The organism is Cellulophaga sp. BC115SP (genome assembly GCF_009905545.1).
GTDB lineage: Bacteria > Bacteroidota > Bacteroidia > Cytophagales > Spirosomataceae > Flectobacillus > Flectobacillus rivi.
Map to the genome: position 1 here is coordinate 59,282 of NZ_JAAALB010000012.1, position 22,792 is coordinate 82,073.

The window sequence follows — 22,792 nt, forward strand, 5'->3', positions numbered from 1 at the left end:
ACGTTAAAAAATGCTATTAGGGTTTGTTATGGCAATAATTTTAAACAATAATACGAGGAAAGAATGTTATTTGCAAGCCCCTAAAATACCTCTATTTATCGCTAATATTCGTCATAAGAAATAGACTTTCTTAAATATTATAAATATTTATATATCAATTACTTACAATAATTAAATTTGATTTCATGCAGGTTGGTAACATAGGTTTTTTTTATCTGCACAGAAATCTCTTCAGAAAAATCGTTTTGGCTATTAAGTTATCTTTCTAAACATTGTCAGTATGCAAGAATTTCAGAAGTTTTGTTCTGTTATTTTTACCTAACCATCCTATTCGTATATGTTTTCAAATATTACAACCATCAAGAGCGATTTTTTCTCTCAGCTGATTCAACATATAGATCACCCAGTGTGTATAATAAATTCGTTTTTCCAAATCGAAAAATGTAACCTTGCCTTTAATCAAACCTTCCCTTCAAGCAGCATTTTAAGCAGTTCATTTTTTTCTAATAAATTACTACAAGAATCACTGAGCCAAGTATGGGAAGGTCAAACGATTCAGTATATTACCGAACTCGAAAATCAGATATTTGAGCTAAAATTAAGCCCTTTAACGAATAGCGACGATACTTATGGACTAATTCAATTTTTCCCAAAATCAGCTCAGACATTTGACTCCGAACAAGCACTACAATACAAATATATTGTCGACCATATTCATGAAGTTTTGTTTCAGACTGATGCCGTTGGTAATTGGGTTTTCCTCAATCAGGCTTGGAGCGATATATTTGAGTACACCTTGGAGGAAAGCCTAGGGCGACCTTTTTATGAGTTTTTGCATCCTGAAGATGTACGAAAAAATGAATTACTTTTTGCTCCATTAATCAACCAACAAAAGAGTTATTGCAAACATATTATCAGGTATATATCTAAATCGCATAAAATCAAATGGATAGAGGTATTTGCCACCTTGGTCATTGGTAAAAATGGAGAAGTACTTGGTACCTCTGGAACCTTGCGAGATATTACTAATGAAAAAGAAAATGCTAGAATTAATACAATTTTGTCGCATAACGTTCAAGACATTGTATGTATTCATGACTTAGAAGGGAAATATCTCTACGTTTCACCATCAATCAGCCAGCTTACAGGATATTGTCCCGAAGAACTCCTCGGACAGAGTCATTATGACTTTTTTCACCCAGAAGATAAAGCAAAAATTATTTCTATTTCAAATAGCTCTGCTAATAATGATGTAAGCTATATTTCTTACAGATTTAAGAAGAAAAATGATGAATATGTATGGCTCGAAACAAGTGTCAAAGTTTTTTTTGATGACTATGATATATGTGACCGCATGATTACCTCTTCGAGGAGTATCCAAGAACATAAATTGGTAGAAGAGAGTATGATGAAATCGCTTCAGCGTGAAAAAGAACTTAATCAGCTCAAGTCTCGATTTGTGAATATGACCTCGCATGAATTCAGAACGCCTCTTGCGACCATTCGTTCGAGCGCCGAAATTATTGAAGCATATACCAAACTCGATAAATCCACCTATTATGAGAAGATTACAAGACAATTGGAAAATATCCAGTCTGAAATAAGTCGAATTTCAAGTCTTATTCATGAAACCCTTTTAATAGGAAAAATTGAATCACAGCAACTCACAGTTCACCGCGAACAAGTAGATGTGATAGAGCTCATAGAGTTTATCATCAATCGACAAAATCAGCAGCAAAAAGACCATCGCATCACAGAATTAGAAGCAATAGGAGAAGTTCAAAAAATATGGATTGACCCTCAGCATTTTATTCATATTCTTGACAATCTTATTTCAAATGCCTTTAAATATTCATTAAATAGGCCCAATCCTGTGGTATCTGTCAGCTTCGAAAAATATCATTTGAGGCTCCAAATCAAAGATTTTGGCATTGGGATTCCTCCATCTGAGCAAGGGAAGATTTATTCATCATTTTTCAGAGCGAAAAATGTTGGTACAATTGAGGGAACAGGGCTTGGTTTAGTGATTGTCAAAAACCTCGTTCAGCTTAATAATGGCAACATTCATTTTGTTAGTACCGAAAATCAGGGAACGACCTTTTATCTTGATTTTACCTGCGAATAAAATTATTTGAAGGTAAAACTCTTCAATTTTTTGCAAAACTCTTGCAAGCTTACTGCAATATCCCTAGAAATAGGGATTGCATTTCATTATTAATTAGCACAACTTTGCAAAACATGCTATCAGAAAAGGTGTAGACTCTTTCTGTAGTTCGAACCCACATAAAAAAGCCCTTCTAAAAAATTTATCGTAATACTGATTTTTATCATTTTTTTCTAGTGGTAAAGTCCTGTATCTGTCGTTATCTCTCTCTTACATTTGAATACAATTTATTTGATAAAAATGTAACAATAGTATAACGTATGCAAATCGGAATCATTGAGGATGATTTAATCTTAAGAGAAAACATCGAAATATTTTTCTCCATGTATCCTGATATTGAGGTGAGTATTTCGGCATGTAGTATCGAGCGTTTTCTTGAACAAAGTCAGGTGGTTTCGACAGAGCCATATATCGTATTTATAGATGTTGGTTTGCCAGGGATTTCTGGCATCGAAGGAATCAGTAAAGTTAGGAAGCAATTTAACAACACCCACATTGTTATGATTAGTGGCTCATGCAATGAAGAATCCATTTGGGAAGCTATCAAGGCAGGTGCAAACGGGTATTTGTTGAAGCCCCTATCACTAAAAAAACTCGTAGAACAGATTGACATTATCAAAAATAATGGTGCACTTATCTCCCCTGAGATTGCATCAATGCTTTTTTCTAAAATATCCCAACAACCACAAGAAAAGAAAATAAATGCTGAAGAGATATTAACAAGGCGCGAACTCGATGTGATGGATTACCTTTTGAAGGGCTTATCCTACAAAGAAATTGCCGAAAAACTTTATATAAGTTATACTACCGTCAATGACCATGTAAAGAAAATTTACCACAAGCTAGGAATCAATTCAAAAGGAGAATTGCTAGCCCTATTTATCCACTAATATTATGACAACCACTTTGGATCCGCCAATCATTTTGATTGTTGATGACGATTTTATCAACCGTTTTGTATTAGGTAAAACGCTTGAAATACTAGAACAAACTTACCACGAATGTGAAAATGGTGAAGATGCTATAAACTGGCTCAAAGCAACCACTCATAACCATATTGTCGTATTGTTAGATCTCAATATGCCTATTATGGATGGTTATGATTTTTTGGAGTATTTAAAAGAATATCCAAGCGAATTTGAGCATACCAATATAAAAGTAGTAGTAATATCAGCATCTCCGTATTCGCAATTTTTAGAAAGATTGCCCCACGCTGAAATAGTACAATTTTTATCAAAGCCTATTGATAAAGATCAAATCAAAAATGCTATCGAAGAATCTATAGAATCGTTCCACCAATGATACTCAACAACGACAAACTCTATTCACAACTTAACTTTGTACTCAACAAGATACCATTTGCGGTATTGATGGAAAATTATGAGCGTAGATTAGAGTTTGTCAACCAGAATTTTTGCCAGCTATTCAAAATCCCTCTTGCACCTGAGCAGTTAATTGGATTTGATTGCAAAATTGCGGCAGCACAAAGCGCTGCCATGTTTAGTAATCCGACTCAATTTTTAGTGCGAATAGAAGAGATTTTAACCGCTGAAGAATTTGTTTCTCACGAAATAGTAGAACTGGCAGACGGTCGCTCTTTTCTTCGAGATTACTTGCCCATCATCAACGAGGGCGTACACAACGGGCACGTTTGGATATATTATGATTACACCGAGGCCCGCACGATGGAGTATCATATACTTCATCTGAAAAAGTTTTATGAACAAATCTTGAATCATATACCCGCAGATATTGCCGTGTTTAACAAAAAACACCAATACGTATTTGTGAATCAAACTGCCGTTCATGATAATAACTTACGAGAGTGGCTTATCAATAAAGATGATTACGAATTTGCGAAAGAACGAGGTAAAAATATTTCCTTCGCCGATATACGTCGAGAAGCTTTTAACCAAGCAGTTTCCACACAAAAAGTATATGAGTTTTTGGAGGAAGGTATTAACCGTGATGGACACCACAAATTTAATCTGCGTCGTTTTCAGCCTATTTTTCAAGAAAATGGGGAGCTTGAATTTGTGGTAGGCTATGGGATAGATGTGACTTCATTGAAAAAAACGGAAGAATATGCTCGTCAAAAGGATATTATATTCGCCAAAGTAGCTGATTTGCTAGATGTTGTAGTTATTGTTATTGATAACAATTTTCAAGTAGTTTTTGCCAATGCTGCCTATGAATCCTTTTTTGGTATTCCTACTTCCCAAATTATTGGCAAAGAAATAGACGCTATTGCTATCGAGGATACCTCGATTATTAGAAAAGATATAGCACAATATCAGCAAACTCAGTATGCACATCATACTGCCAAAGTGTATCAGGTGAAGGATAAATATGGAATGATTAAATATTTTTCCTATTCCTTTACACCTTATGTGCAGGGAAAAGCTGGAAATATCAACTATGCTGTATTCTTGAGCGATGTGTCGGACCAATATTATGCTGTTGCAGAACTACAAAAAATCATTGATAAAGAGCGTCGACTTAATGAACTAAAATCGGGATTTGTCAACATTGTATCACACGAAATGCGTACACCAATGTCGGTGATTCAATCGAGTGCCGAAATTCTTGAAATGCTCAATGACGCCGATAAAGTTACCAAACCACAACTTCAACTATACCTTTCCCGAATTATTAATGAAGTAAGAGGAATGGAATCGTTGATGAAAGAGCTTTTGTTGGTCAGCAAAATAGAAGGAGGAAAAATGGAGTTTAAGCCATCTCCACAAAATATGAATGAATTTATTGAACAGATCAACAGTACTAATTTTTCACCGTATAAAGATGGACGGAAAATCGATGTGCAGTTTAAAGGACAAGAATACCCCGTATCTTTTGATAAGCTGATGATGACACACATTCTCAAAAATCTCATTGAGAATGCCTTCAAATACTCAAGTAACAAAGCCTCCCCTATCATTCGAATAAGTTATCATAAATCTAAAGTAAGTATTCTAATAAAGGATTTTGGAATTGGTATTCCCGACAAAGATTTTCCCAATTTATTTAAAGCATTTGCTCGTGCATCTAACGTTGAAGGTATCAAAGGAACTGGTTTGGGACTACTGGTGGTCAAGTATTTTGTTGATTTCCATAAAGCCTCGATTCATTTTAGAAGCAAACAAAACCAAGGGACCTCAGTACTTTTAGAACTCAAAAATCATGATACCTAAAATCGTATTAATAGAAGATGATTTATTATTGGCCGAAAACACCAAAACAATTTTAGAACTCAATCAATTTGAGTGTGAAGTTGCTCATAAAGGACAATTAGGGGTTGAGTTGGTTCAATCATTCAAGCCCGATTTAGTGGTTTGTGATATTATGCTCGATGAAGTGGACGGTTTTGAGGTACTCAAAAGGATTCGTGCTATTCCTGAGTTTATCTATCTTCCATTTATTTTTCTAACAGCTAGAGCCGATTTTTGGGATAAACGAAAAGGCATGAACCTTGGTGCCGATGACTTCTTGACGAAACCATTTATGTCTAAAGATTTAGTCGACACTATTCATGCAAGATTGGCACTAAGCAGTCAGAAAAAAGAAACAGTTGGTTTAGAAATTCGTAAAAATGCTGTTGATGTCTTTTACCATATTTCAAGTCATGAATATTTAACACCTTTGAATGGCATCGTAAATTTGAGTAAAATGGCCATCGAAATGCTACAAAACAATCAAGTAAACGAAGCCTTACCTTTAATGGAAGGAATTAGTATTTCAGGCAACAGAATTCTAAGAACCACTCGTAAATTACTATGGTACAATCAATTATCTAACAATAACAATCCGTGGAGAAATGCGACCAGTGGCACAGTAAACATACTATCCTTACAACAACAAATATATGCAGTCCTCAAAAAGGGCTCAGCTATGCCATTTGAATTTAGCTTTAAGTCTAATATCAATATTCTGTACGGTTATGATGAAGTTTTATTAGAGTTTGTCTTGACCGAGCTGTACCAAAATATCATTCAATACGCCAATCCAGCGCATAAAGTTTACACCGATACACGACTGGAAAACAATCATTTACTCATGATTATTCGTAATCATTATAACGGAAATTACACCGTTTGCACAGAAGATATAAAGCCTTTCTTCCAAGCACATAATTCCAAAGATATGAATGGCACAGGGTTGGGACTATACATCATCCAAGAATGGGTTCGAACCGTTCATGGCAAAATGGAAGTATCGGCACAAAACAATCTTTTTGAGATTATCTTGAAAATACCTGTTAGTAATTTTTAAGAAGAATTGAATAGCCAAACAAGATTTTATGAGACCATGGTAGCTGAATATATTCTGCGTTTATACGAATTATTCACTATTTCAATTATGAAGGACGATATTTTTCTTATATTAGTGAAGAATATTCTATTTGCAATTTTTTACTTTGATTGTCACGATAGAATGAGAGCAACTTAAAATTATGAAATCATTACTTAACACATCAATTGTTTTTGAAAACCATCACCCATCAGCCTTTTTAAACGAACTATCAGAATATCTTCAAATTGACCAACAAAACCGCTATGTTTATCAATTTGAAAATTCGCATGGAAAAGGTCAAATACTTTCTATCGAGATAGAACAAGGCTTTGAAGTTGAGCTTTTACAATTACATTTGAACGAAGACTTACATATCAAACCAATAGCCTCCGAGGAAAATACTCGGTGGAATGTAAGTATTTGTAATGACTACCTATATACTAAAGAGTCGGCTGAGCTTACCCCCAATAATTACCCTTATTGTGTGGTACTAAGTTCGTCTTCGGCAACTAATACAAGAGTGTTCCCAGCGAATCGCCCAATTTTTAGTTTTTCTTTGACTTTCTCAAAACATTGGATAGAAACAAACATTATTCAGGATCTAAAGGAAGAACCAGCAGGAAGGCTCAGTGAAATTATTCACAGTAATGAGTCCGTTTTTATGATCGATAACATAGACGTAGATCTGCACCGAATTGTGGATACACTACTCAATGAAGATCTTTATCAACAAAACACCAAATTGCTTTTTTATCGAACAGCCTTAGATTTGACTTTAATTTTCTTCAAAAAGTTAATTAACAAAAGCATATTTATACCAGCTAATCAGAATTTTAAAAAAAGAGATATACAAAAAATCCATGAAATCAATGAAGCTATTTTAGCAGATTTGTCCAAGCCATGCCCTTCAATAGAAGAATTATCCAAATCGGTAGGCATGAGCACTGCTAAATTCAAAACGTTGTATAAAGCTATTTTCAACAATAGCGTTTATAATTATCACCTCAACGAACGGTTAGTTCAGGCAAGAAAGTATTTGCAGTCTGGCAAATACACCATCAATGAAGTGGCGTATATGGTTGGTTTTAATTATCCATCTAGCTTTTCAAGAATTTTTAAAAAGACCTTCGGGCAATCACCTCTTCAATTTATGGGCTTGAACTACGAAGAAGGTCAAGAAGAGTAAAATATCCATTTATGCATAAATGCCTAGCATCAGGCACCTCGAACCAACAATTTTAAAAAGAGAATCCACCATTATCTTTGACCATTTTTCTCGATGATTGGCAATTTTGATTGGCTAATCCCAATTAAAAATCCCATACAAAGAGCAAATTTCTATGGAAACGTTTACTAATACCGAATCTCAACTTTCAGAAAATACAACTACAAAAAACAACGTATTGATAGAGCAGGAAAATCTTGCTATTTATCAGGCGTTGAATTTTGCCAATGAAGCAATTCTTATTTATAATAAGAACCAAGAAAATATTTACCAAAATCACCAAGCTCAGGTTTTTGTAGAAAATTATCGCTGCTTAGAATCCGTGAAGCTTTTGCCACAGTTATTAAGCAATTTTGTATTTCAACAAGAATCCGAAAATCTTTCTACTCTTTCAAATGAATATATTTCGAGCTTATATGGACTAAAGGCTCGTGTGGTACAAAGCTCCGAACAAACCTTCGTCTATATTTCGTTGAATCCCTTGTTGGCACAACAACAAGAGGTTATTAACACCATTATCTCTCCAGATTTTAACCCGATTCTTAATCAATCAAATGATATTTTATGTTTGACCACTGCTTCGGGCAATATTCTTAAGATTAACCGAGCCGCAAGCACATCTTGGGGCTATGCCGTTCAGGAGTTTCAGCATAAAAACATTCTATCTTTTTTAACGGAATCTTCGGCAAGTTCAATCAAAGAGTCATTCGAATCTTTGTCGCAAGGACAACCCATTCAGAACGTTGTTTTAGATATTCGTAAAAAAGATGGAAGTGTATTTCCTATGATTTGGAATGCCGTTTGGAACCATCAGCAACAAAGCGTCATCGCTATTGCAAAAGATATTTCTGAAAGTTTGGTTCAAGAAAAAGCACTCAAAATTTCGGAACAAAATTATTCTTATCTCTTCAATAACAATCCATTACCCATGTGGATTAACGATTTCTATACCAAGGAATTTATAGAAGTTAACGACGCTACTTTACGACAATATGGTTATAGCCGAGAAGAACTTATAGGCATGACCGTATACGACATAATTGCTCCTGAACAATTAGAGAGTTATAAAAATACCCGTTGGGATTTCACTACAAACCCTCCCAATTATAGAGGTATTTCTGTACACAAAACTAAGTCAGGCAATCCTATAAACGTCGATATTACGGCACATCAAATAGAATACAAAAATCGTACGGTATCACTGGTACTTGTCCATGATATCACCCTCAGAAAACTTGCAGAAAAAGAACTTATCCAGACAAATAATCGCTTGAAGGCTGCACAAGAAATTGCGCATCTTGCCTATTGGGAGCACGATTTGAGAACAGGAAAAGTATTCTGGTCAGAAGAAGTTTTTAAGATTTTTGAAATAACTGAAAACAAAGAAAGGTTTGATTATGAGGATTTTATCGGAATGGTTCATCCTGAGGATAGAATGTCAATCAAACTCTTAGAAGTATCCGTTTTGTATGGCAGTAAGCCTATCGAAAAAGAATTTAGAATCATATTAGCCTCTGGCAAAACCAAGTATTTATTTAGCAAAACACAGATTGTATTCGACACACTTGGTAATGCCTTGCGTATTGATAGTACGTTTTTGGATATAACTTTACAAAAACAAGCCAAACAAGCACTCAGAAAAAGTAATGAACGTTTTGAGCTAGCAAAAAAAGCGACAAGGGACATTATCTGGGATTGGGACATCGTTACTGGAGATTCCTATTGGTCAGACAATTACGAATTTATTTTTGGAAAATATCCATACGGTCCTATGAAAGATTTTCAGGACTGGAGCAAAAATATTCATGCTGAAGATAAAGAAAGAGTTTTAGATGAAATCCAATTAGCACTAGCCAATCCTGAACAAACTACATGGGAAAGTGAATATCGCTATATACGAGCCAATGGCGAAATTGCTTACGTAAGTGACAAAGGATATATGGTTTTTGATAACCATGGTAAACCTATCAGAATGGTGGGGGCTATGCGCGACATTACCAAAGAAAAAGAAGAAGAACAACAGTTAAATCTTTGGAAATCAGTCATTACCAATAGCAATGATGCCATTTTAATTACCGAAGCAGAACCTATCGAACAGCCAGGCCCTAGAATTATCTATGCCAACGAGGCATTCACCAAAATGACAGGATATGAGCTTAATGAAATTATTGGAAAGTCACCCAGAATACTTCAGGGGCCAGCTAGTAATCGATATGAATTAAATAAGATTAGAACTGCTCTAAAAAAATGGGAACCATGCGAAATTGAAGTGATCAATTATAAAAAGAATAAAGAACCTTTTTGGGTAAATATCTCTATTGTTCCGTTAGCAGACGAAACAGGCTGGTTTACTCATTGGATTTCCATTCAAAAAGATATTACCGAGCGCAAAAAGAACGAAGAAGAAAGGGAGTTATTGATTCGAGAATTGACCCAAATCAACCAAGATTTACGTCAATTTTCGTATATCACTTCACACAATATTCGTTCCCCATTATCCAATCTATTGGGTTTGCTCAAGATGTTGAATACCTCTACAATAACAGACCCGATGACGTTGAAGGTATTGGAAGGTTTCAAAACTTCGACCAATCAACTCAACGACACCATCAATGATTTATTAAAGATTTTAGTAATCAAAGAAAATGTAAATGTTCAGCAGGAAGTTATAGCTTTTGAGACAGTTTGGAACAAAATAACACAGATGACCCAGCAGCTCATTCAAGATGCAGGTACATCTATCACTACCAATTTCGACAAAGCTCCATTAGTGAATTTTAATATTTCGTACTTAGAAAGTATTCTTTTAAATCTACTGTCAAATGCGCTGAAATATCGTTCGAACAAAAGACCCTTAGAAATTTGGGTAAAAACAAGAAATACTTCGAAAGGTATTGAGTTAATATTTATAGATAATGGTTTGGGGATTGACCTCAAACGCCACAAAAATAAAGTTTTTGGTCTTTATCAGCGATTCCATAATCACCCAGATAGCAAAGGTATAGGTTTGTACATGGTGCAAGCCCAAGTAAAATCTCTTGGTGGAAATATTTCAGTAAAGAGTGAGGTAGACAAAGGGACTCAGTTTTCAATTTTATTCAAGAAGTAAATATGTTTAAGAAGATTTTGTGCGTAGATGACGACCCCATCACCTTGATGATTCTCAAGATGACAATGAAGAAATGTGAATTTACATCTATCGTTGAAACCGTGGCAGATGGGACAGAGGCAGTGCGATACTATGAGGGCTTACTACAAAATCCTTCAATAGATGCTCCCGAGTTAATTTTTCTTGATTTGAACATGCCTCAAATGAGTGGATGGGCATTCTTAGATGTTTTTATAGCAAGGTTTCAAAAATATTTTCCAGCAACAAAAGTTATCATTCTTTCCTCGAGCATCGACCCCGAAGATATTCGAAAATCTCAAGCGGCACCTTGTGTCAAGGAATTTATCAGCAAGCCCATCCATACAACAACACTTTTGAGATTAAAGTCCGAAATAGAAGTTCACTGAGATTGAAAGATAAATATTTCATTATTAATATTCTATTCCACAAGTAATCATCAAAAAAGCGGTCGAAAACAATTTTCGACCGCTTTTTTGATGCTATATTATTAACATGAAATTACCCTCATTTACAGAGGAAACTCTCCAGTAAAGAAACCTACAAATTTCCAAAGTTCTTGAATATCGTCCTCCATTACGGGATAAGGCGCATATCTTTCGTTTGTCGATTTAAGAATCAACACATTTTTTTCGTTGAGATAATTGAACACCTTTTTCAAAACAACACCTTCATCTTTTGTAACAACAATACAAATAGTGCCATTCTTGATGGTTCTCCAATTGTCGACATACTCAGCAAAAACTAATGAGCCTTCTCTCAACGGTAACATCGAATCTCCTTGAATCGGAAATACACGATACTTACGATCTTTTGGTAAAAAAGGTACATTAAAAATTGGCAAACGACTAATATAATCAATGTCACCATAGCCGTTTGAATAACCCGCTACAGCCTTGATTGGAACAAACTCGATATTCTCTTCATTATCATTATTGACGGTAGTTGCCAATATTCTCAGCTTATCTTCCTGGCGTTTAGCTGGTTGATTTGTTGCTAAATCTTTTGTAAGCATGTCGTCTACGCTTACATTAAAATAACTAGCCAATTTAATCAAATCAGCATAACGTGGTTCAGCGCGACCACTTTCATAAGAACCGAGTGTAGATTTTTTTAAATCAACTTCCTCAGCAAGTTTTTCCTGCGAAATTTTTCCGTCTAACTGTTTGCGTAGGTATTGCAGGTTTTGGCTAAAAAAAGTATCCATTGTGTGTATATATCTAATTCCTAAAGTGAATGCGAATAATTTGTGCAAAAACAATATACAAAAATACCATATTTAGTCATCTTTCCGCACATTATTTGATAATATTCGTTAATTCGGTGTAAAATTGTAGGCATTTTATTGCGTGCGGACTTGTTGTAGAAAGGTAGATAAGTAAATTTAGAGATTAGCATGCTTATTTCAAAGCAAATGTATAGGTTAAATTATAGATTTATTAGCCATAATAAAAAAAGGTGAGCATCGATTGCTCACCTTTCTCTAATCATTTTAATTGTCTAGATATCAGAATAATCCGTTGGTCTCAAGAAACGTGTATCATTTTTTGAAACATTGTGCTGATACTTTGGCATGGCTGATAAAGTTTTCCATTCTGGATCAGCACTAAATGCCTTCCAGTGAGCATCTCTATCGGCTTTATTTTCAAAGGTTGTCATATAAATCAAGTTCGGCATTGCTGCACCTGAAATTACTTCCGAGTAAAAAACTGCATTGAAGTTCAATCTTTTAAACAATTTAACCTCTCCACCAGCATTAAACATATCTACTTTGTTGACGTATAGTTTCTCGCTTGGACCTTCATAACTTCTAAATTCATACACTCTTTCTGATTTCGGAGAAGAAAGCGCTGGCATTTGGAAATGCGGCTGGTCTACAAATGCTCTCATCAAAATCGACTCCATACGTGTGTACACTGGCTTGTCCCAAGGAGTGTCAATATAGTCTTTACCAGCCTCTAAGTAGGTTTTATCAGCAGAAAGTTTACCTTCCAGTTTCGCCCATTCATCCTGTGACTTAAAAGGAATAAATACATACACTAATTTTTCGGCTGGCTCAGCAGCATCTGGTGCAATAATAGGCTTAAATACTCCAACTTTCTCAATTCCAGCACGGTGCAATGCAGGCATATAAGCATTTTGTAAATAATTGTCGAGCCTTGATTCTTGCTCGGCTGTTTTCAAACGATAAATAACTAACTGATAAAAATCCCTTTTAGGAGCGGCTGCCCATGAAGCCAAAGAAGTAAGAATTGTAACCAATAGTGCCAATACAGCCACTAATTTGGTACGAAATACATGTTTCATTTTCTATTAAAATAATTAGTGAATAATGTTTGAATATATAGATAAAACAAGAAATCATTGTTTTTTACTTATACATCTAACAAAAATAGAAAATAAAAATAGTCATTCTACCATGTTTTATCGTTTAAGGATAAATAGCTTCCAAAAGCAAATTGCCTCTTGAAGAATAAATTCTTCAAGAGGCAATTTTTATTAAATACACCTAAATTTTCACTAGCATTTATGCTAAAGCCCCTTCTCCTAACACTTCGTATAACATACTATTTAAGGAAAGAACAAATTTTGTTCCATCCAACAAATCTCTCAACTGAACAATTTCACAAAGCGTTAGCTCCCATGAAAGTTGAGCTTGAGGAGCCTCAACTAACTCATAATCAAAATCATCTGACAAATTAAATATCATTTGATGAATATCTATTGAAGATACTTTACGGCGAAATGCTAGAAAATCATGAATTTTAAAACTCGCGACCATTCCATTAAAATGGACATGAATTTTGTTTGTCAAATCGCATTGCCAAGTACTCCCTTTTGAATTCTGATATAATTCGTGAAATGCTGGATATTCCATAACCTAACCTCTATTTTGAATACACTACAAAGTTAATAGGAGAAAGAATAACAAGCAATAGTTATTTAAAATAAGTCTAAATAAATTTTCATACCTACATCACAAAAAACGGCTACTCCGAAAAGTAGCCGTCCAATAACAATTAAGATGTGGTGATAATCTGGGTTATATGATGCCAATTTACGGCATTAAACCTAATAATCCCACATTCAGCTATAATTTTACTTTCTCCATTTTTGGTGCAAAAAAGTGCATGGCTAACCAAGCAATAATATATGCCATAGAGCAAATGATGAAGATAACATTGTAACCGATGTTTATATCTCCTGCTTTTTTGTAAGTATCTAACAAATAACCTACTAAGATAGGAAACAGGATTCCACCAACAGAGCCTGCCATACTACCAATTCCTACTACTGAACTAATCGCCTTGCGAGGAAACATATCTGAAGCTGTTGTAAAAATATTCGCACTCCAAGCTTGGTGTGCTGCCATTGCTAGAGCAATCAGTCCAACTGCCTGCCAGATATTAGTGCAATATTGTGCAAAAAACACAGGCAATACCGCCAATGCAAAACTCAACATGGATGCTTTTCTTGCCTTAAATACAGTCCAACCTTTCTTGATGAGGTAACCCGATAGGTATCCCCCGCCAATGCTGCCTATTGTCGTAGCTGTATAAACTACAATTAACTCGATACTTGGCTTTTTCAAATCTAGTTGAAAACGCTCTGCAAAATAAGAAGGTAACCAGTAAAGGAAAAACCACCAAATGGGGTCAGTAAACATTTTACCAAATACAAAAGCCCAAGTTTGACGAATCCCAAAAAGTTTAATCCATTTCACCGATTCTGTCGTTTCTACTTCTTGCTCATCTGCATCGCTATTGATAAATTCTAATTCTTCTTGGCTTAATTTAGGGTGTTTGGTGGGAGTTTCGTAATATAATTTCCAGAAAATCAACCAAATAAAACCTACTCCACCCGTAATGATAAACGCCTCACGCCAACCATAAGCTCCCAAAATCCAAGGTACCATAATTGGAGCTACTACCGCGCCAATGTTCGCACCTGAATTGAATATACCTGTAGCAAAAGCTCGCTCTTTTTTGGGAAACCATTCAGCAACCGTTTTAATAGCAGCAGGAAAGTTACCAGACTCACCTAAGCCCAAAAGCATACGCATACTTGCTAGTCCAAAAGTTGAACTTACCGCAGCATGCAGAACTGCCGCAATACTCCACCAAATAACCGAAATTGTGTAACCTAATTTTGTCCCAATTTTATCGATGATTCTACCAAAAAACAAAAAACCTGTGGCATAAGCGGCCGTAAACGCCATAATTACTTGACTATAATCAGACTCGGTCCAGTTAAATTCTTTTTCTAGGGTTGGCTTCAATAATCCAATTACTTGACGGTCAAGGTAATTGATAGTGGTAGCAAAAAAAAGTAAGAGGACTATTCTCCAACGATATTGAGGAATTTTAGAATTCATAAAAAACAGTTTAGGGTTCATTGCTCAACCACAACGGTACGCAAACGAACATTTTGATGATTAGAGTTAATGAGTAAAGACGCCAATCATGATTATTTACCCAAACTTTCTTAGATATGTATAATTTTTTTCACACTTTTTTGTATTAAATCCAAATTTTTCACCACATTTGCATCTATAGTCTCACATTGAGACAATTGCTCAAATGATATTTTCTTATTATCCAATTATCTAAAAAAGTAAGTAAATGGATAATCATAAAGGTTGCTAGCAACAAGATATAAGCATTATTGCTGTACGACTTGTTATCTTTTGTAAAGAGCGCCTTCGCTTTATCTATTTTCTTACACTTATACTTATTAACTAATGAAAAAAATCATTTTATTGGGTGGCTTACTGGCTGTAAGCACACTAGCAACCTCATCATTTTCATATTCCCAAACAGACCCGCTAGTGGCAGGTAAGAATATAGCCGTTGTAAGCACAGACCTAGGAAAAGTTCGAGGTTATATTCACAATGGAACTTTTACGTACAAGGGTATTCCTTATGCTCAATCTGAGCGCTTTATGCCTCCTACTCGCCCAAAAGCTTGGACAGATGTACGTAGTTCCACAGCCTATGGGCCAGTTTGTCCGACCGACCCAACAACCACAGTATTTGATCCTCTCGAATTTGCCTTTAATCATAATTGGGGCTATACCAACGAAAACTGTCAAACCCTTAATGTTTGGTCACAAGGTATAAATGATGGCAAAAAGCGCCCTGTTATGGTTTGGTTACACGGAGGCGGCTTTAGTGCAGGTTCTGCTATTGAGCTACCATCTTATGAAGGCGAAAATCTTAGTAAAAAAGGAGACGTAGTAGTCGTATCTATCAATCACCGTTTGAATGTCCTTGGCTTTCTGGACTTGTCAAGTTTTGGTGACAAATACAAAAAATCAGCCAATGTCGGAATGATGGATGCTGTTATGGCTTTGGAGTGGGTCAAAAATAATATTGCCAACTTTGGTGGTGACCCAAACAACGTTACCATTTTCGGTCAATCGGGAGGTGGTGCCAAAGTTACCACGTTGATGTATGCACCGTCTGCAAAAGGTTTATTTCATAAAGCTATCAATCAGAGTGGTAGTTATCGCCAGAGCTTTTTGGAACAAGAAGATAGTAAAAAAATAGGCGAAGCTTTGTTAGAAGTATTGGGTTTGAAACCAAATCAGGTAGATTCTTTACAAAAAATCCCTTACGAAAAATTGAATGAGGCAAGCAAAAAAGCGATAGCTAAAGTTCAAGACCAAATGAAAAAAGACGGAAAAGCTTTTGTAGGAGGTGGCTTAGGCTGGGGACCTGTGCATGATGGAGACTTTTTGCCTTATCAACAAGTTGACCCCGCTGGTTTAGCTATTTCCAAAGATATTCCATTTATGTTGGGGTGCACCAAAAATGAATTTATGGCTTCGTTGCTGAACCCTGCTATTCGTGATTTTAGCAAAGAACAAGCTGTAGATTTTCTTAAAAAACGTTACGCTGATAAAACGGATGCTTATCTGAAGGCTGTTGAAAAAGCCTATCCTAATACCACAAAACCATCCGACTATATCGATATTGATTTGGCAGCATTTAGACCAGGGATGGTCAAGCATGCTAACTTAAAAGCAGACTTTGGAGGAGCGCCTGTTTATGCCTACCTATTTACATGGCAATCTCCTGTAAATGATGGTATGTACAAAGCGGTTCATTGTATAGAATTGGGTTTTGTTTTCAATAACATCGACCGTTGCCAAGAAATGACTGGTGGTGGAAAAGAAGCAAAAATCCTAGAAGACAAAATGAGTCAAGCATGGATTAATTTTGCTCGAACTGGCAACCCAGCTCACAAAGGCTTACCATCTTGGCCAGCTTATTCCTCACAAAATGGAGCAACAATGTTTTTTGATAATAAAGTCGAAGTGCGAAATCATCATGATAAAGAATTGCTAGAGATAAGTTCTAGTAAGTAACAGGCTGTTATTGGTTAATTGTATATCCGTTATTTGAAGATACTCACCATTAGAAGTGTATTATAAGTGCAAATTTTCTTTATAGTTGATAAATGAGTAATTGGTTTCAGAGTTTTCTGAAACCAATTTTTTTTTACCCTATTTTTTCAAGAAATTTAGGAAAATTTATACGCCATGACACTCCAAAATAATTCTCTAACCGACCTACATCAAGTAGAGACACTCAACACAACTGCTGCTCATCTCTTAATTATCAGCGATTTACATATAGCCAGAGGAAAAGAACCCTCTGGAATGATTACAGGAACTGAAAACTTTTTTGCAGATGATGCGCTTCAGCGATGGATTCAATTTCATCTGCACAAATACCAAGAAGAATCCGCTCTTTTAGTGATTAATGGCGACTTTATCGACTTTTTGAGAGTCATTTTTACCGAAACAGAAGTCCTTCACTTTGATTATGTTGAATGGCAAAAAATATTGCAAAAAGTTCAAATTCACAAAACTATTGAAGAGCTCAAAAACAGCTTCACAGAGGACGAGAAAGTATACGGATTTAAAACCGATGATTTTAAATCTATTTGGAAGTTAGAAAAAGTTTTTGCAGGTCACGAAAAAGTATTTCTTGCCCTTGTAGAATGGTTAAGCTGCCCCAACAAAGAACTCCTAATCCTTAAGGGAAATCATGATTTGGAATGGCACTGGGAAAAGGTTCAAGCCTATTTTTCTGTAAAATTAAATGAGATTGCCCTCCAACATAATAAGCGAATAATTGGCAAAATATCTTTTATACAAGACTCCATAATCATCAACGAAAAACTCTATATCGAACACGGGCATCGTTATGATAAATTTTCTCATGTAGTCGGAACGCCAACATTGGATGGCAAACTAAGCGGACAATTAAGATTGCCTTTGGGCTCATTTGTCAACAGATACTTGCTTAATCGCATTGAAATAGCCTATCCTTTTCTTGATAATATTCGTCCAACTAGTAATATTCTCGCTATTCTATTAAAAGAGAGATTTCCATTAGCTATCGAAATTTTGACTAAAAGGGTACTGGCATTATTAAAATTTGTTGATAAAAAGGCCTTTTCTTATGTTTTTGGTCAGGCACTGACCTTTATTGGCATCATCATGATACCTGTGGTGCTTACCATTTTTTTGATGTATAAAGATATTACTAACATCAATCTAAAAGGAGACTGGAGCAACTTAAGCTTTTTGAAAAACCTAGGTACTTTAGTTATCTCTTATATAATTGGACAGTTCGTGGGTGTTTTCAATCTCAAAGAACCTGATGATCTCTCGCAGGAAGCACCTAATATTTTCAAGAAATACCCAAATCTAGAAGTCATCACGATGGGACATACACACAATCCTATGCAAATATTTCAGGATAATAAAGCATTTTTTAATTCAGGTACGTGGATTCCAATTGTCGAACATACCGTAGGAAACCTTAAAGAAGATAAAACTTATAATTATCTAGAGCTCAACTTTTTAGAAAAAGAACTATTTACGAAAGACTCGCTTAAGCGTTGGAATGATGATGCTTTAAGACCAGAAAGCTTGTATTTGACCTTAAAAAACTAATAGAATTAGCCTTCTAAAATGATTATCTCGTAGATTTTATACCGTAAAATAAAAACAAACAAAATTTTCTTCACTTAAGGTATGATTATTGCGATAAAATAGTTATTCTTGTAATGCAACAACAGAAGCATCACAAGAATAACTAACTACTTTGCCCTTAACTTTACCTACCATTGTTGTGATGAATTTTAAAAAGAAACTTCTTGTTGTAGATCAGTCTGATTCTACCAAAATTATCCTCGACCATTTTATAGGAAAAGAATTTGACATAATCCAGAAAAGTAACGGCTACGAAGCCATTGATTTTTTGAACTCTGGTGTTGACATTGATTTTCTTATTACTGAATTAAACCTCCCTCTATTGAATGGAAAAGAGTTAATACGAAAGCTCCGTCAGAGTCATCTTTTTTCCAATCTACCTATTCTATTGTTAACGGCAAGTTCAGAAAGCAAAGACCGCATTGAATGTATGAACTTGGGTGCTGACAATTACATAGAAAAACCTTTTAATCCTTTTGAAATTCAAGCTAGAATTAATGCTGTATTGCGTTTGTGCCAACGTACAAACTATATTCAGTAGCCTTTGAAGAGGTCATTTGTGGGATTCTATTTAGCTTTCTGAATATATATCCTTACTTTATGATTTTAATGCAATAAAACCGCAGAATCCCCAAGTGGCCTCTACAAATGAGATTTGTTTTTTGATTTTAATACATAAACGCTAGCCCTTTTTCCAGAGGATGATTTAGCTTGTCCGTCCCTATCTTGAATATTAAATGCCCCTAATACAAGCTCTATATTTCCGTCTTTATCCAAATCGCCACAATCCATTACCATCCATTTTTTATCAGAAATTCCTTCTATAAAATGCGGAGTAAAGCCTTTTCCTGTATTCTCAAAATATAAAAAACCCTCTCCAGGATTTTGCTTTTTATCAGGAAAAAATGAGATAGCTGCAATATCCATATCTCCATCACCGTCAAAATCTTGACTTAGAGCCTTAGCTGCTCCGTGCATAGGATAGAAATATTGGTGCTTAAAATTCATTTTTCCATCGTTCAAATATACATGTACACCATGATAACGTTTTAGGGAGATAGAAGCGTCGGCATTATCGCCGTTGGTGTAAACTATATCTTGATAACCATCTTTGTTGATGTCAACTACTTGAATAAAACTTGAGCCGTAAATAGGAGGAAAACGCAAGACACGCTGTGGCTCAAAATTTCCATTCCCTTGATTTTTGAGTATCCAAATACCCTCATCACCTTGGGTTTGCAAAACCACAATATCAGGTAATTTATCTCCAGTTATGTCAGTTATACTGGCATTTCGAATACCTGAAAAACTCAATATTTCTTTCTTCAATTTAAAGTTTTGATCATACCACGTTAACTTTCCTATATCGTTACCAAATTCACAAATCAGATAATCAGGCGTACCATTAGCATCCAAATCTCCCACTGATATTTCGACAGGGCGACGGAGTTTTTCTACTAAGGTCTGAGGTGTGCTTTTTGAAATATTCCATAATTTCCCTAATGCTTGATCATTGGGATCCATGATTCCCATACCAAGCGCCATCATACTAACAGGTGTTTTTACAACATCCGAAACAGGACTTTCGGTTGGAACTTCTGAGATTTTTTGAAGTATTTTATCCCATTTTTCCACACGATTTCTACCGCGATGCGCTACATATAAGGCTTGTTCATCGGGTAAAATTTTCACCATTGTTACTAAAGCAGGCTCGTTGTTGGCATTTTCTAGTTTCTGTACATCAAACAAACCAGAAAGAGGAGTAGCTTGAACTTTTGAAACTTGAGGAATAGGTTTTTCAGGAGCATTCTTAACATAAAAGTCGACGATTTTCTTCCAATCCTCGGGCGCCATAGCTGGTTCATCTGGATAAATATTAGCTACCGATACCTCCATCATGTCTTCATAACTGAAATTGGTGAGGTATCCCATTTTGTTTCCCATGCCAAGTCGTAAGGCCATTTTAGGTAAAATACCTTTAGCCCACCATTCTTTTTCGACAAGATTAGGAGAAGGATAAGCGTGACAAGCCACACAATGTTGTTGAGATAGTTGTTCACCCGTCAAACCTGAGGGAACTAACTTTTGTTTGTTCGCTTTTGTTGAGTCACAAGAAACGTACAGAAGGGTATTAGCAATTAATAAGCTAAAAATAGATGCTCTATTCATTACTGAAAATCATTTATGTGATGCGTGTAGACATCATTTTTGGATAATAATTCAGTAATTTTATCATTTTCTGAAGGTAATAAAAGATTACTTTCATTTATTCGACCATACAGGCAAAACAATAGATAAATCGGAGTAACAAAAAAAAGCACCTTACTGGTGCTTTATTCTTTTTCTAAAATAAATTTTTTGAAAAGTGCATCGGCTTGCCATACGGTAACTTCAGACAGCCATTGATTTTGCGGTTGAAAACATAATATGGGAGCATGTTTACAGCGATCAGTACATTCAATTTTCACAATTTCAATCTTGTCTTTGAGTCCATGGTCTTTTATAGACTCCTTAAAGAACTTCCGAAGTTCTTTATGTTTTCCGCATTTGCTACCATCGCAAATCAGAATGGTTTTTTCGGGAAATGTTACATGAGACATAACTTTTGAAGATTTTTAGTACAAGATAAAAAAAAACCTATCCAAAATAAACGGATAGGTTTCTGATAGCGAAATAAAGGTATAGAGGTCGACTTTCTAAATACAAATTGAAATGGCTTTTTGATTCGAATTGCGCCAGTTGCACTGCGCCAGTTGCACTACGCCAGTCGCACTGCGCCAATCCTTTCATCAGACATTTTAGTTACTCAGTAATTAATGCGGTTTTATTTTTTTGTTTCGGTAAAGTATCTTTCTTTTTATTGCGGCGGCCCCACCAAATCATAAATCCAGTAATAGGCAAACTTGCCGAAATGAGACTTACTGAAAAAGCTAAAATTTTTCCTGCAATACCCCAAATAGCACCAACATGAATATCATAATTCATTCTGAAAAGTTTGTCAGACGCAGTAGCATCTTTGAGACGACCATAAATGTGTGAAACATTAATTTCTTTGAGAGTATATTGATCAAAGTATCGATAATCTGTTGTCCAGTAAGTACCTTTTTGATGATTTACATTCACAGCAATTGAAGCAGAATCGGATTCGGGAACGTGGACTTCGATGGATGCTGCGTGAGGTGTTTCTTTCAATACTTTTTGCCAAGCTTGGTCTATGGCTGCTTCTGAACTTGAGGTAGGGACTTTTCTTGAAAGTGGTTCAACAAATTCTAAAGATTTTTTTCCGCCAATACCAGCATAAACTCCTTTAGAAAACCATTGAAATCCCCAAATCAATCCCGTTATAACCAATACAACCACCACCCATGAGGCATAAAAACCTAAGACATTGTGTAAATCATAGTTTTTGCGACGCCATTGAGCATTCCATTTAATTGAAAATCGTTGCTTGGCAGCACTCTTATTTTTAGGCCACCAAAGAATAATGCCAGAAATAAGTAAGATAAAAAAGACCAAAGTTGCCGATGCCACGATAGGTTGTCCAACTGTAGGAGGTAACCACAAATAATAATGCCCATCTAATACCCATCTAAAAAAATCCTTTGACATATCTTTCACATGCAACACCTTGCCTGTGTATGGGTCGAGGTATACGAGGAAATAATGGTAAGGTTCGAAATGATAAAATATAGCTTGAACTGATTGGTCGGACGTGCCATACATAATTGCATGTAAATTTCTGGTAGGCAGAGTTTTAGTAGCTATCTCCTGTAATTGGGAAGGAGGTAACATTGCTGTTTTTTGGGGTGTAACAAAACGAAATTCCTCAGTTGTATTTTGTATTTCTTCCTGAAAAGCATACAAACAACCCGTAACACTTATGATAAAAACGATAATCCCTGAAGCCAAACCCAAGAATAAATGAATTTTTCCGACAAGTTTTTTAAAATTCATTGAAGAATAATTTTAGATGTATAA

The 22,792-nt window shown here is 35.5% G+C and carries 18 protein-coding genes; 11 read left to right on the top strand and 7 right to left on the bottom strand.

All coding sequences use genetic code 11. From position 1 onward, the window contains the following. Positions 1-337 precede the first annotated feature (337 nt). The 8 genes from GVN22_RS11450 (at position 338) to GVN22_RS11485 (ending at position 11,195) form a co-directional block, all read left to right on the top strand. Entirely contained in the window at positions 338-2,125 is a 1,788-nt protein-coding gene (locus tag GVN22_RS11450; protein ID WP_166551163.1) for a PAS domain-containing protein, read from the top strand. Positions 2,126-2,424: 299 nt separating this feature from the next. Continuing rightward, positions 2,425-3,054 carry a response regulator transcription factor gene (locus GVN22_RS11455; RefSeq protein ID WP_166551164.1) on the top strand — a complete coding sequence of 210 codons (630 nt, stop codon included), beginning with the start codon at positions 2,425-2,427 and terminating at the stop codon, positions 3,052-3,054. A gap of 4 nt (positions 3,055-3,058) precedes the next feature. Beyond that, the gene (locus GVN22_RS11460; RefSeq protein ID WP_166551165.1) at positions 3,059-3,466 is read left to right on the top strand and encodes a response regulator; all 408 of its coding nucleotides are present in this window, start codon (positions 3,059-3,061) and stop codon (positions 3,464-3,466) included. Next, on the top strand, positions 3,463-5,355 hold the full coding sequence (locus tag GVN22_RS11465; RefSeq protein WP_166551166.1) for a PAS domain-containing sensor histidine kinase: 1,893 nt from the start codon (positions 3,463-3,465) through the stop codon (positions 5,353-5,355). The genes GVN22_RS11460 and GVN22_RS11465 overlap by 4 nt, the downstream gene beginning before the upstream one ends. Continuing rightward, positions 5,345-6,433, top strand: coding sequence for a response regulator (locus GVN22_RS11470; protein ID WP_166551167.1), 1,089 nt, complete (start codon positions 5,345-5,347; stop codon positions 6,431-6,433). Before GVN22_RS11465 ends, GVN22_RS11470 begins: the two co-directional genes overlap by 11 nt. A 181-nt stretch (positions 6,434-6,614) precedes the next feature. Next, entirely contained in the window at positions 6,615-7,640 is a 1,026-nt protein-coding gene (locus GVN22_RS11475) for a helix-turn-helix transcriptional regulator (protein ID WP_166551168.1), read from the top strand. Between the two features lie 154 nt (positions 7,641-7,794). Beyond that, entirely contained in the window at positions 7,795-10,788 is a 2,994-nt protein-coding gene (locus GVN22_RS11480) for a PAS domain-containing sensor histidine kinase (protein ID WP_166551169.1), read from the top strand. 2 nt (positions 10,789-10,790) lie between these two features. Continuing rightward, positions 10,791-11,195: a response regulator gene (locus GVN22_RS11485; protein ID WP_166551170.1), complete on the top strand. Its 405-nt coding sequence runs from the start codon at positions 10,791-10,793 to the stop codon at positions 11,193-11,195. A 122-nt stretch (positions 11,196-11,317) separates the two neighbouring features. Here the strand turns inward: GVN22_RS11485 and GVN22_RS11490 are convergent, their stop codons facing one another. The 4 genes from GVN22_RS11490 to GVN22_RS11505 all read right to left on the bottom strand — a co-directional run bounded on the left by GVN22_RS11490 (position 11,318) and on the right by GVN22_RS11505 (position 15,181). Beyond that, a complete protein-coding gene (locus GVN22_RS11490) occupies positions 11,318-12,013 on the bottom strand; it encodes a LexA family transcriptional regulator (RefSeq protein WP_166551171.1) in 696 nt (231 codons plus the stop codon). A gap of 293 nt (positions 12,014-12,306) precedes the next feature. Next, entirely contained in the window at positions 12,307-13,113 is an 807-nt protein-coding gene (locus tag GVN22_RS11495; RefSeq protein WP_166551172.1) for an NIPSNAP family protein, read from the bottom strand. A gap of 220 nt (positions 13,114-13,333) precedes the next feature. Beyond that, a complete protein-coding gene (locus GVN22_RS11500) occupies positions 13,334-13,684 on the bottom strand; it encodes a hypothetical protein (RefSeq protein WP_095168168.1) in 351 nt (116 codons plus the stop codon). Between the two features lie 213 nt (positions 13,685-13,897). Further along, a complete protein-coding gene (locus GVN22_RS11505) occupies positions 13,898-15,181 on the bottom strand; it encodes an MFS transporter (RefSeq protein WP_166551173.1) in 1,284 nt (427 codons plus the stop codon). A gap of 366 nt (positions 15,182-15,547) precedes the next feature. Here GVN22_RS11505 and GVN22_RS11510 point away from each other — a divergent pair, with 366 nt between their 5' ends. The 3 genes from GVN22_RS11510 to GVN22_RS11520 all read left to right on the top strand — a co-directional run bounded on the left by GVN22_RS11510 (position 15,548) and on the right by GVN22_RS11520 (position 19,355). After that, a complete protein-coding gene (locus GVN22_RS11510; protein WP_166551174.1) occupies positions 15,548-17,176 on the top strand; it encodes a carboxylesterase/lipase family protein in 1,629 nt (542 codons plus the stop codon). Between the two features lie 174 nt (positions 17,177-17,350). Then, positions 17,351-18,775 carry a metallophosphoesterase gene (locus tag GVN22_RS11515; protein WP_166551175.1) on the top strand — a complete coding sequence of 475 codons (1,425 nt, stop codon included), beginning with the start codon at positions 17,351-17,353 and terminating at the stop codon, positions 18,773-18,775. Positions 18,776-18,956: 181 nt separating this feature from the next. Next, positions 18,957-19,355 carry a response regulator transcription factor gene (locus tag GVN22_RS11520; RefSeq protein WP_166551176.1) on the top strand — a complete coding sequence of 133 codons (399 nt, stop codon included), beginning with the start codon at positions 18,957-18,959 and terminating at the stop codon, positions 19,353-19,355. Positions 19,356-19,456: 101 nt separating this feature from the next. Here the strand turns inward: GVN22_RS11520 and GVN22_RS11525 are convergent, their stop codons facing one another. The 3 genes from GVN22_RS11525 to GVN22_RS11535 form a co-directional block, all read right to left on the bottom strand. After that, on the bottom strand, positions 19,457-20,983 hold the full coding sequence (locus tag GVN22_RS11525; RefSeq protein ID WP_166551177.1) for a VCBS repeat-containing protein: 1,527 nt from the start codon (positions 20,981-20,983) through the stop codon (positions 19,457-19,459). Between the two features lie 164 nt (positions 20,984-21,147). After that, positions 21,148-21,414: a (2Fe-2S) ferredoxin domain-containing protein gene (locus GVN22_RS11530; protein ID WP_166551178.1), complete on the bottom strand. Its 267-nt coding sequence runs from the start codon at positions 21,412-21,414 to the stop codon at positions 21,148-21,150. Positions 21,415-21,616: 202 nt separating this feature from the next. After that, a complete protein-coding gene (locus tag GVN22_RS11535) occupies positions 21,617-22,768 on the bottom strand; it encodes a PepSY domain-containing protein (protein WP_166551179.1) in 1,152 nt (383 codons plus the stop codon). Positions 22,769-22,792: the final 24 nt, after the last annotated feature.

Coding starts and splice junctions, on each gene's coding strand:
- GVN22_RS11450 (WP_166551163.1), top strand. CDS start 338: ATGTTTTCAAATATTACAACCATCAAGAGCGATTTTTTCTCTCAGCTG.
- GVN22_RS11455 (WP_166551164.1), top strand. CDS start 2,425: ATGCAAATCGGAATCATTGAGGATGATTTAATCTTAAGAGAAAACATC.
- GVN22_RS11460 (WP_166551165.1), top strand. CDS start 3,059: ATGACAACCACTTTGGATCCGCCAATCATTTTGATTGTTGATGACGAT.
- GVN22_RS11465 (WP_166551166.1), top strand. CDS start 3,463: ATGATACTCAACAACGACAAACTCTATTCACAACTTAACTTTGTACTC.
- GVN22_RS11470 (WP_166551167.1), top strand. CDS start 5,345: ATGATACCTAAAATCGTATTAATAGAAGATGATTTATTATTGGCCGAA.
- GVN22_RS11475 (WP_166551168.1), top strand. CDS start 6,615: ATGAAATCATTACTTAACACATCAATTGTTTTTGAAAACCATCACCCA.
- GVN22_RS11480 (WP_166551169.1), top strand. CDS start 7,795: ATGGAAACGTTTACTAATACCGAATCTCAACTTTCAGAAAATACAACT.
- GVN22_RS11485 (WP_166551170.1), top strand. CDS start 10,791: ATGTTTAAGAAGATTTTGTGCGTAGATGACGACCCCATCACCTTGATG.
- GVN22_RS11490 (WP_166551171.1), bottom strand. CDS start 12,013: ATGGATACTTTTTTTAGCCAAAACCTGCAATACCTACGCAAACAGTTA.
- GVN22_RS11495 (WP_166551172.1), bottom strand. CDS start 13,113: ATGAAACATGTATTTCGTACCAAATTAGTGGCTGTATTGGCACTATTG.
- GVN22_RS11500 (WP_095168168.1), bottom strand. CDS start 13,684: ATGGAATATCCAGCATTTCACGAATTATATCAGAATTCAAAAGGGAGT.
- GVN22_RS11505 (WP_166551173.1), bottom strand. CDS start 15,181: ATGAATTCTAAAATTCCTCAATATCGTTGGAGAATAGTCCTCTTACTT.
- GVN22_RS11510 (WP_166551174.1), top strand. CDS start 15,548: ATGAAAAAAATCATTTTATTGGGTGGCTTACTGGCTGTAAGCACACTA.
- GVN22_RS11515 (WP_166551175.1), top strand. CDS start 17,351: ATGACACTCCAAAATAATTCTCTAACCGACCTACATCAAGTAGAGACA.
- GVN22_RS11520 (WP_166551176.1), top strand. CDS start 18,957: ATGAATTTTAAAAAGAAACTTCTTGTTGTAGATCAGTCTGATTCTACC.
- GVN22_RS11525 (WP_166551177.1), bottom strand. CDS start 20,983: ATGAATAGAGCATCTATTTTTAGCTTATTAATTGCTAATACCCTTCTG.
- GVN22_RS11530 (WP_166551178.1), bottom strand. CDS start 21,414: ATGTCTCATGTAACATTTCCCGAAAAAACCATTCTGATTTGCGATGGT.
- GVN22_RS11535 (WP_166551179.1), bottom strand. CDS start 22,768: ATGAATTTTAAAAAACTTGTCGGAAAAATTCATTTATTCTTGGGTTTG.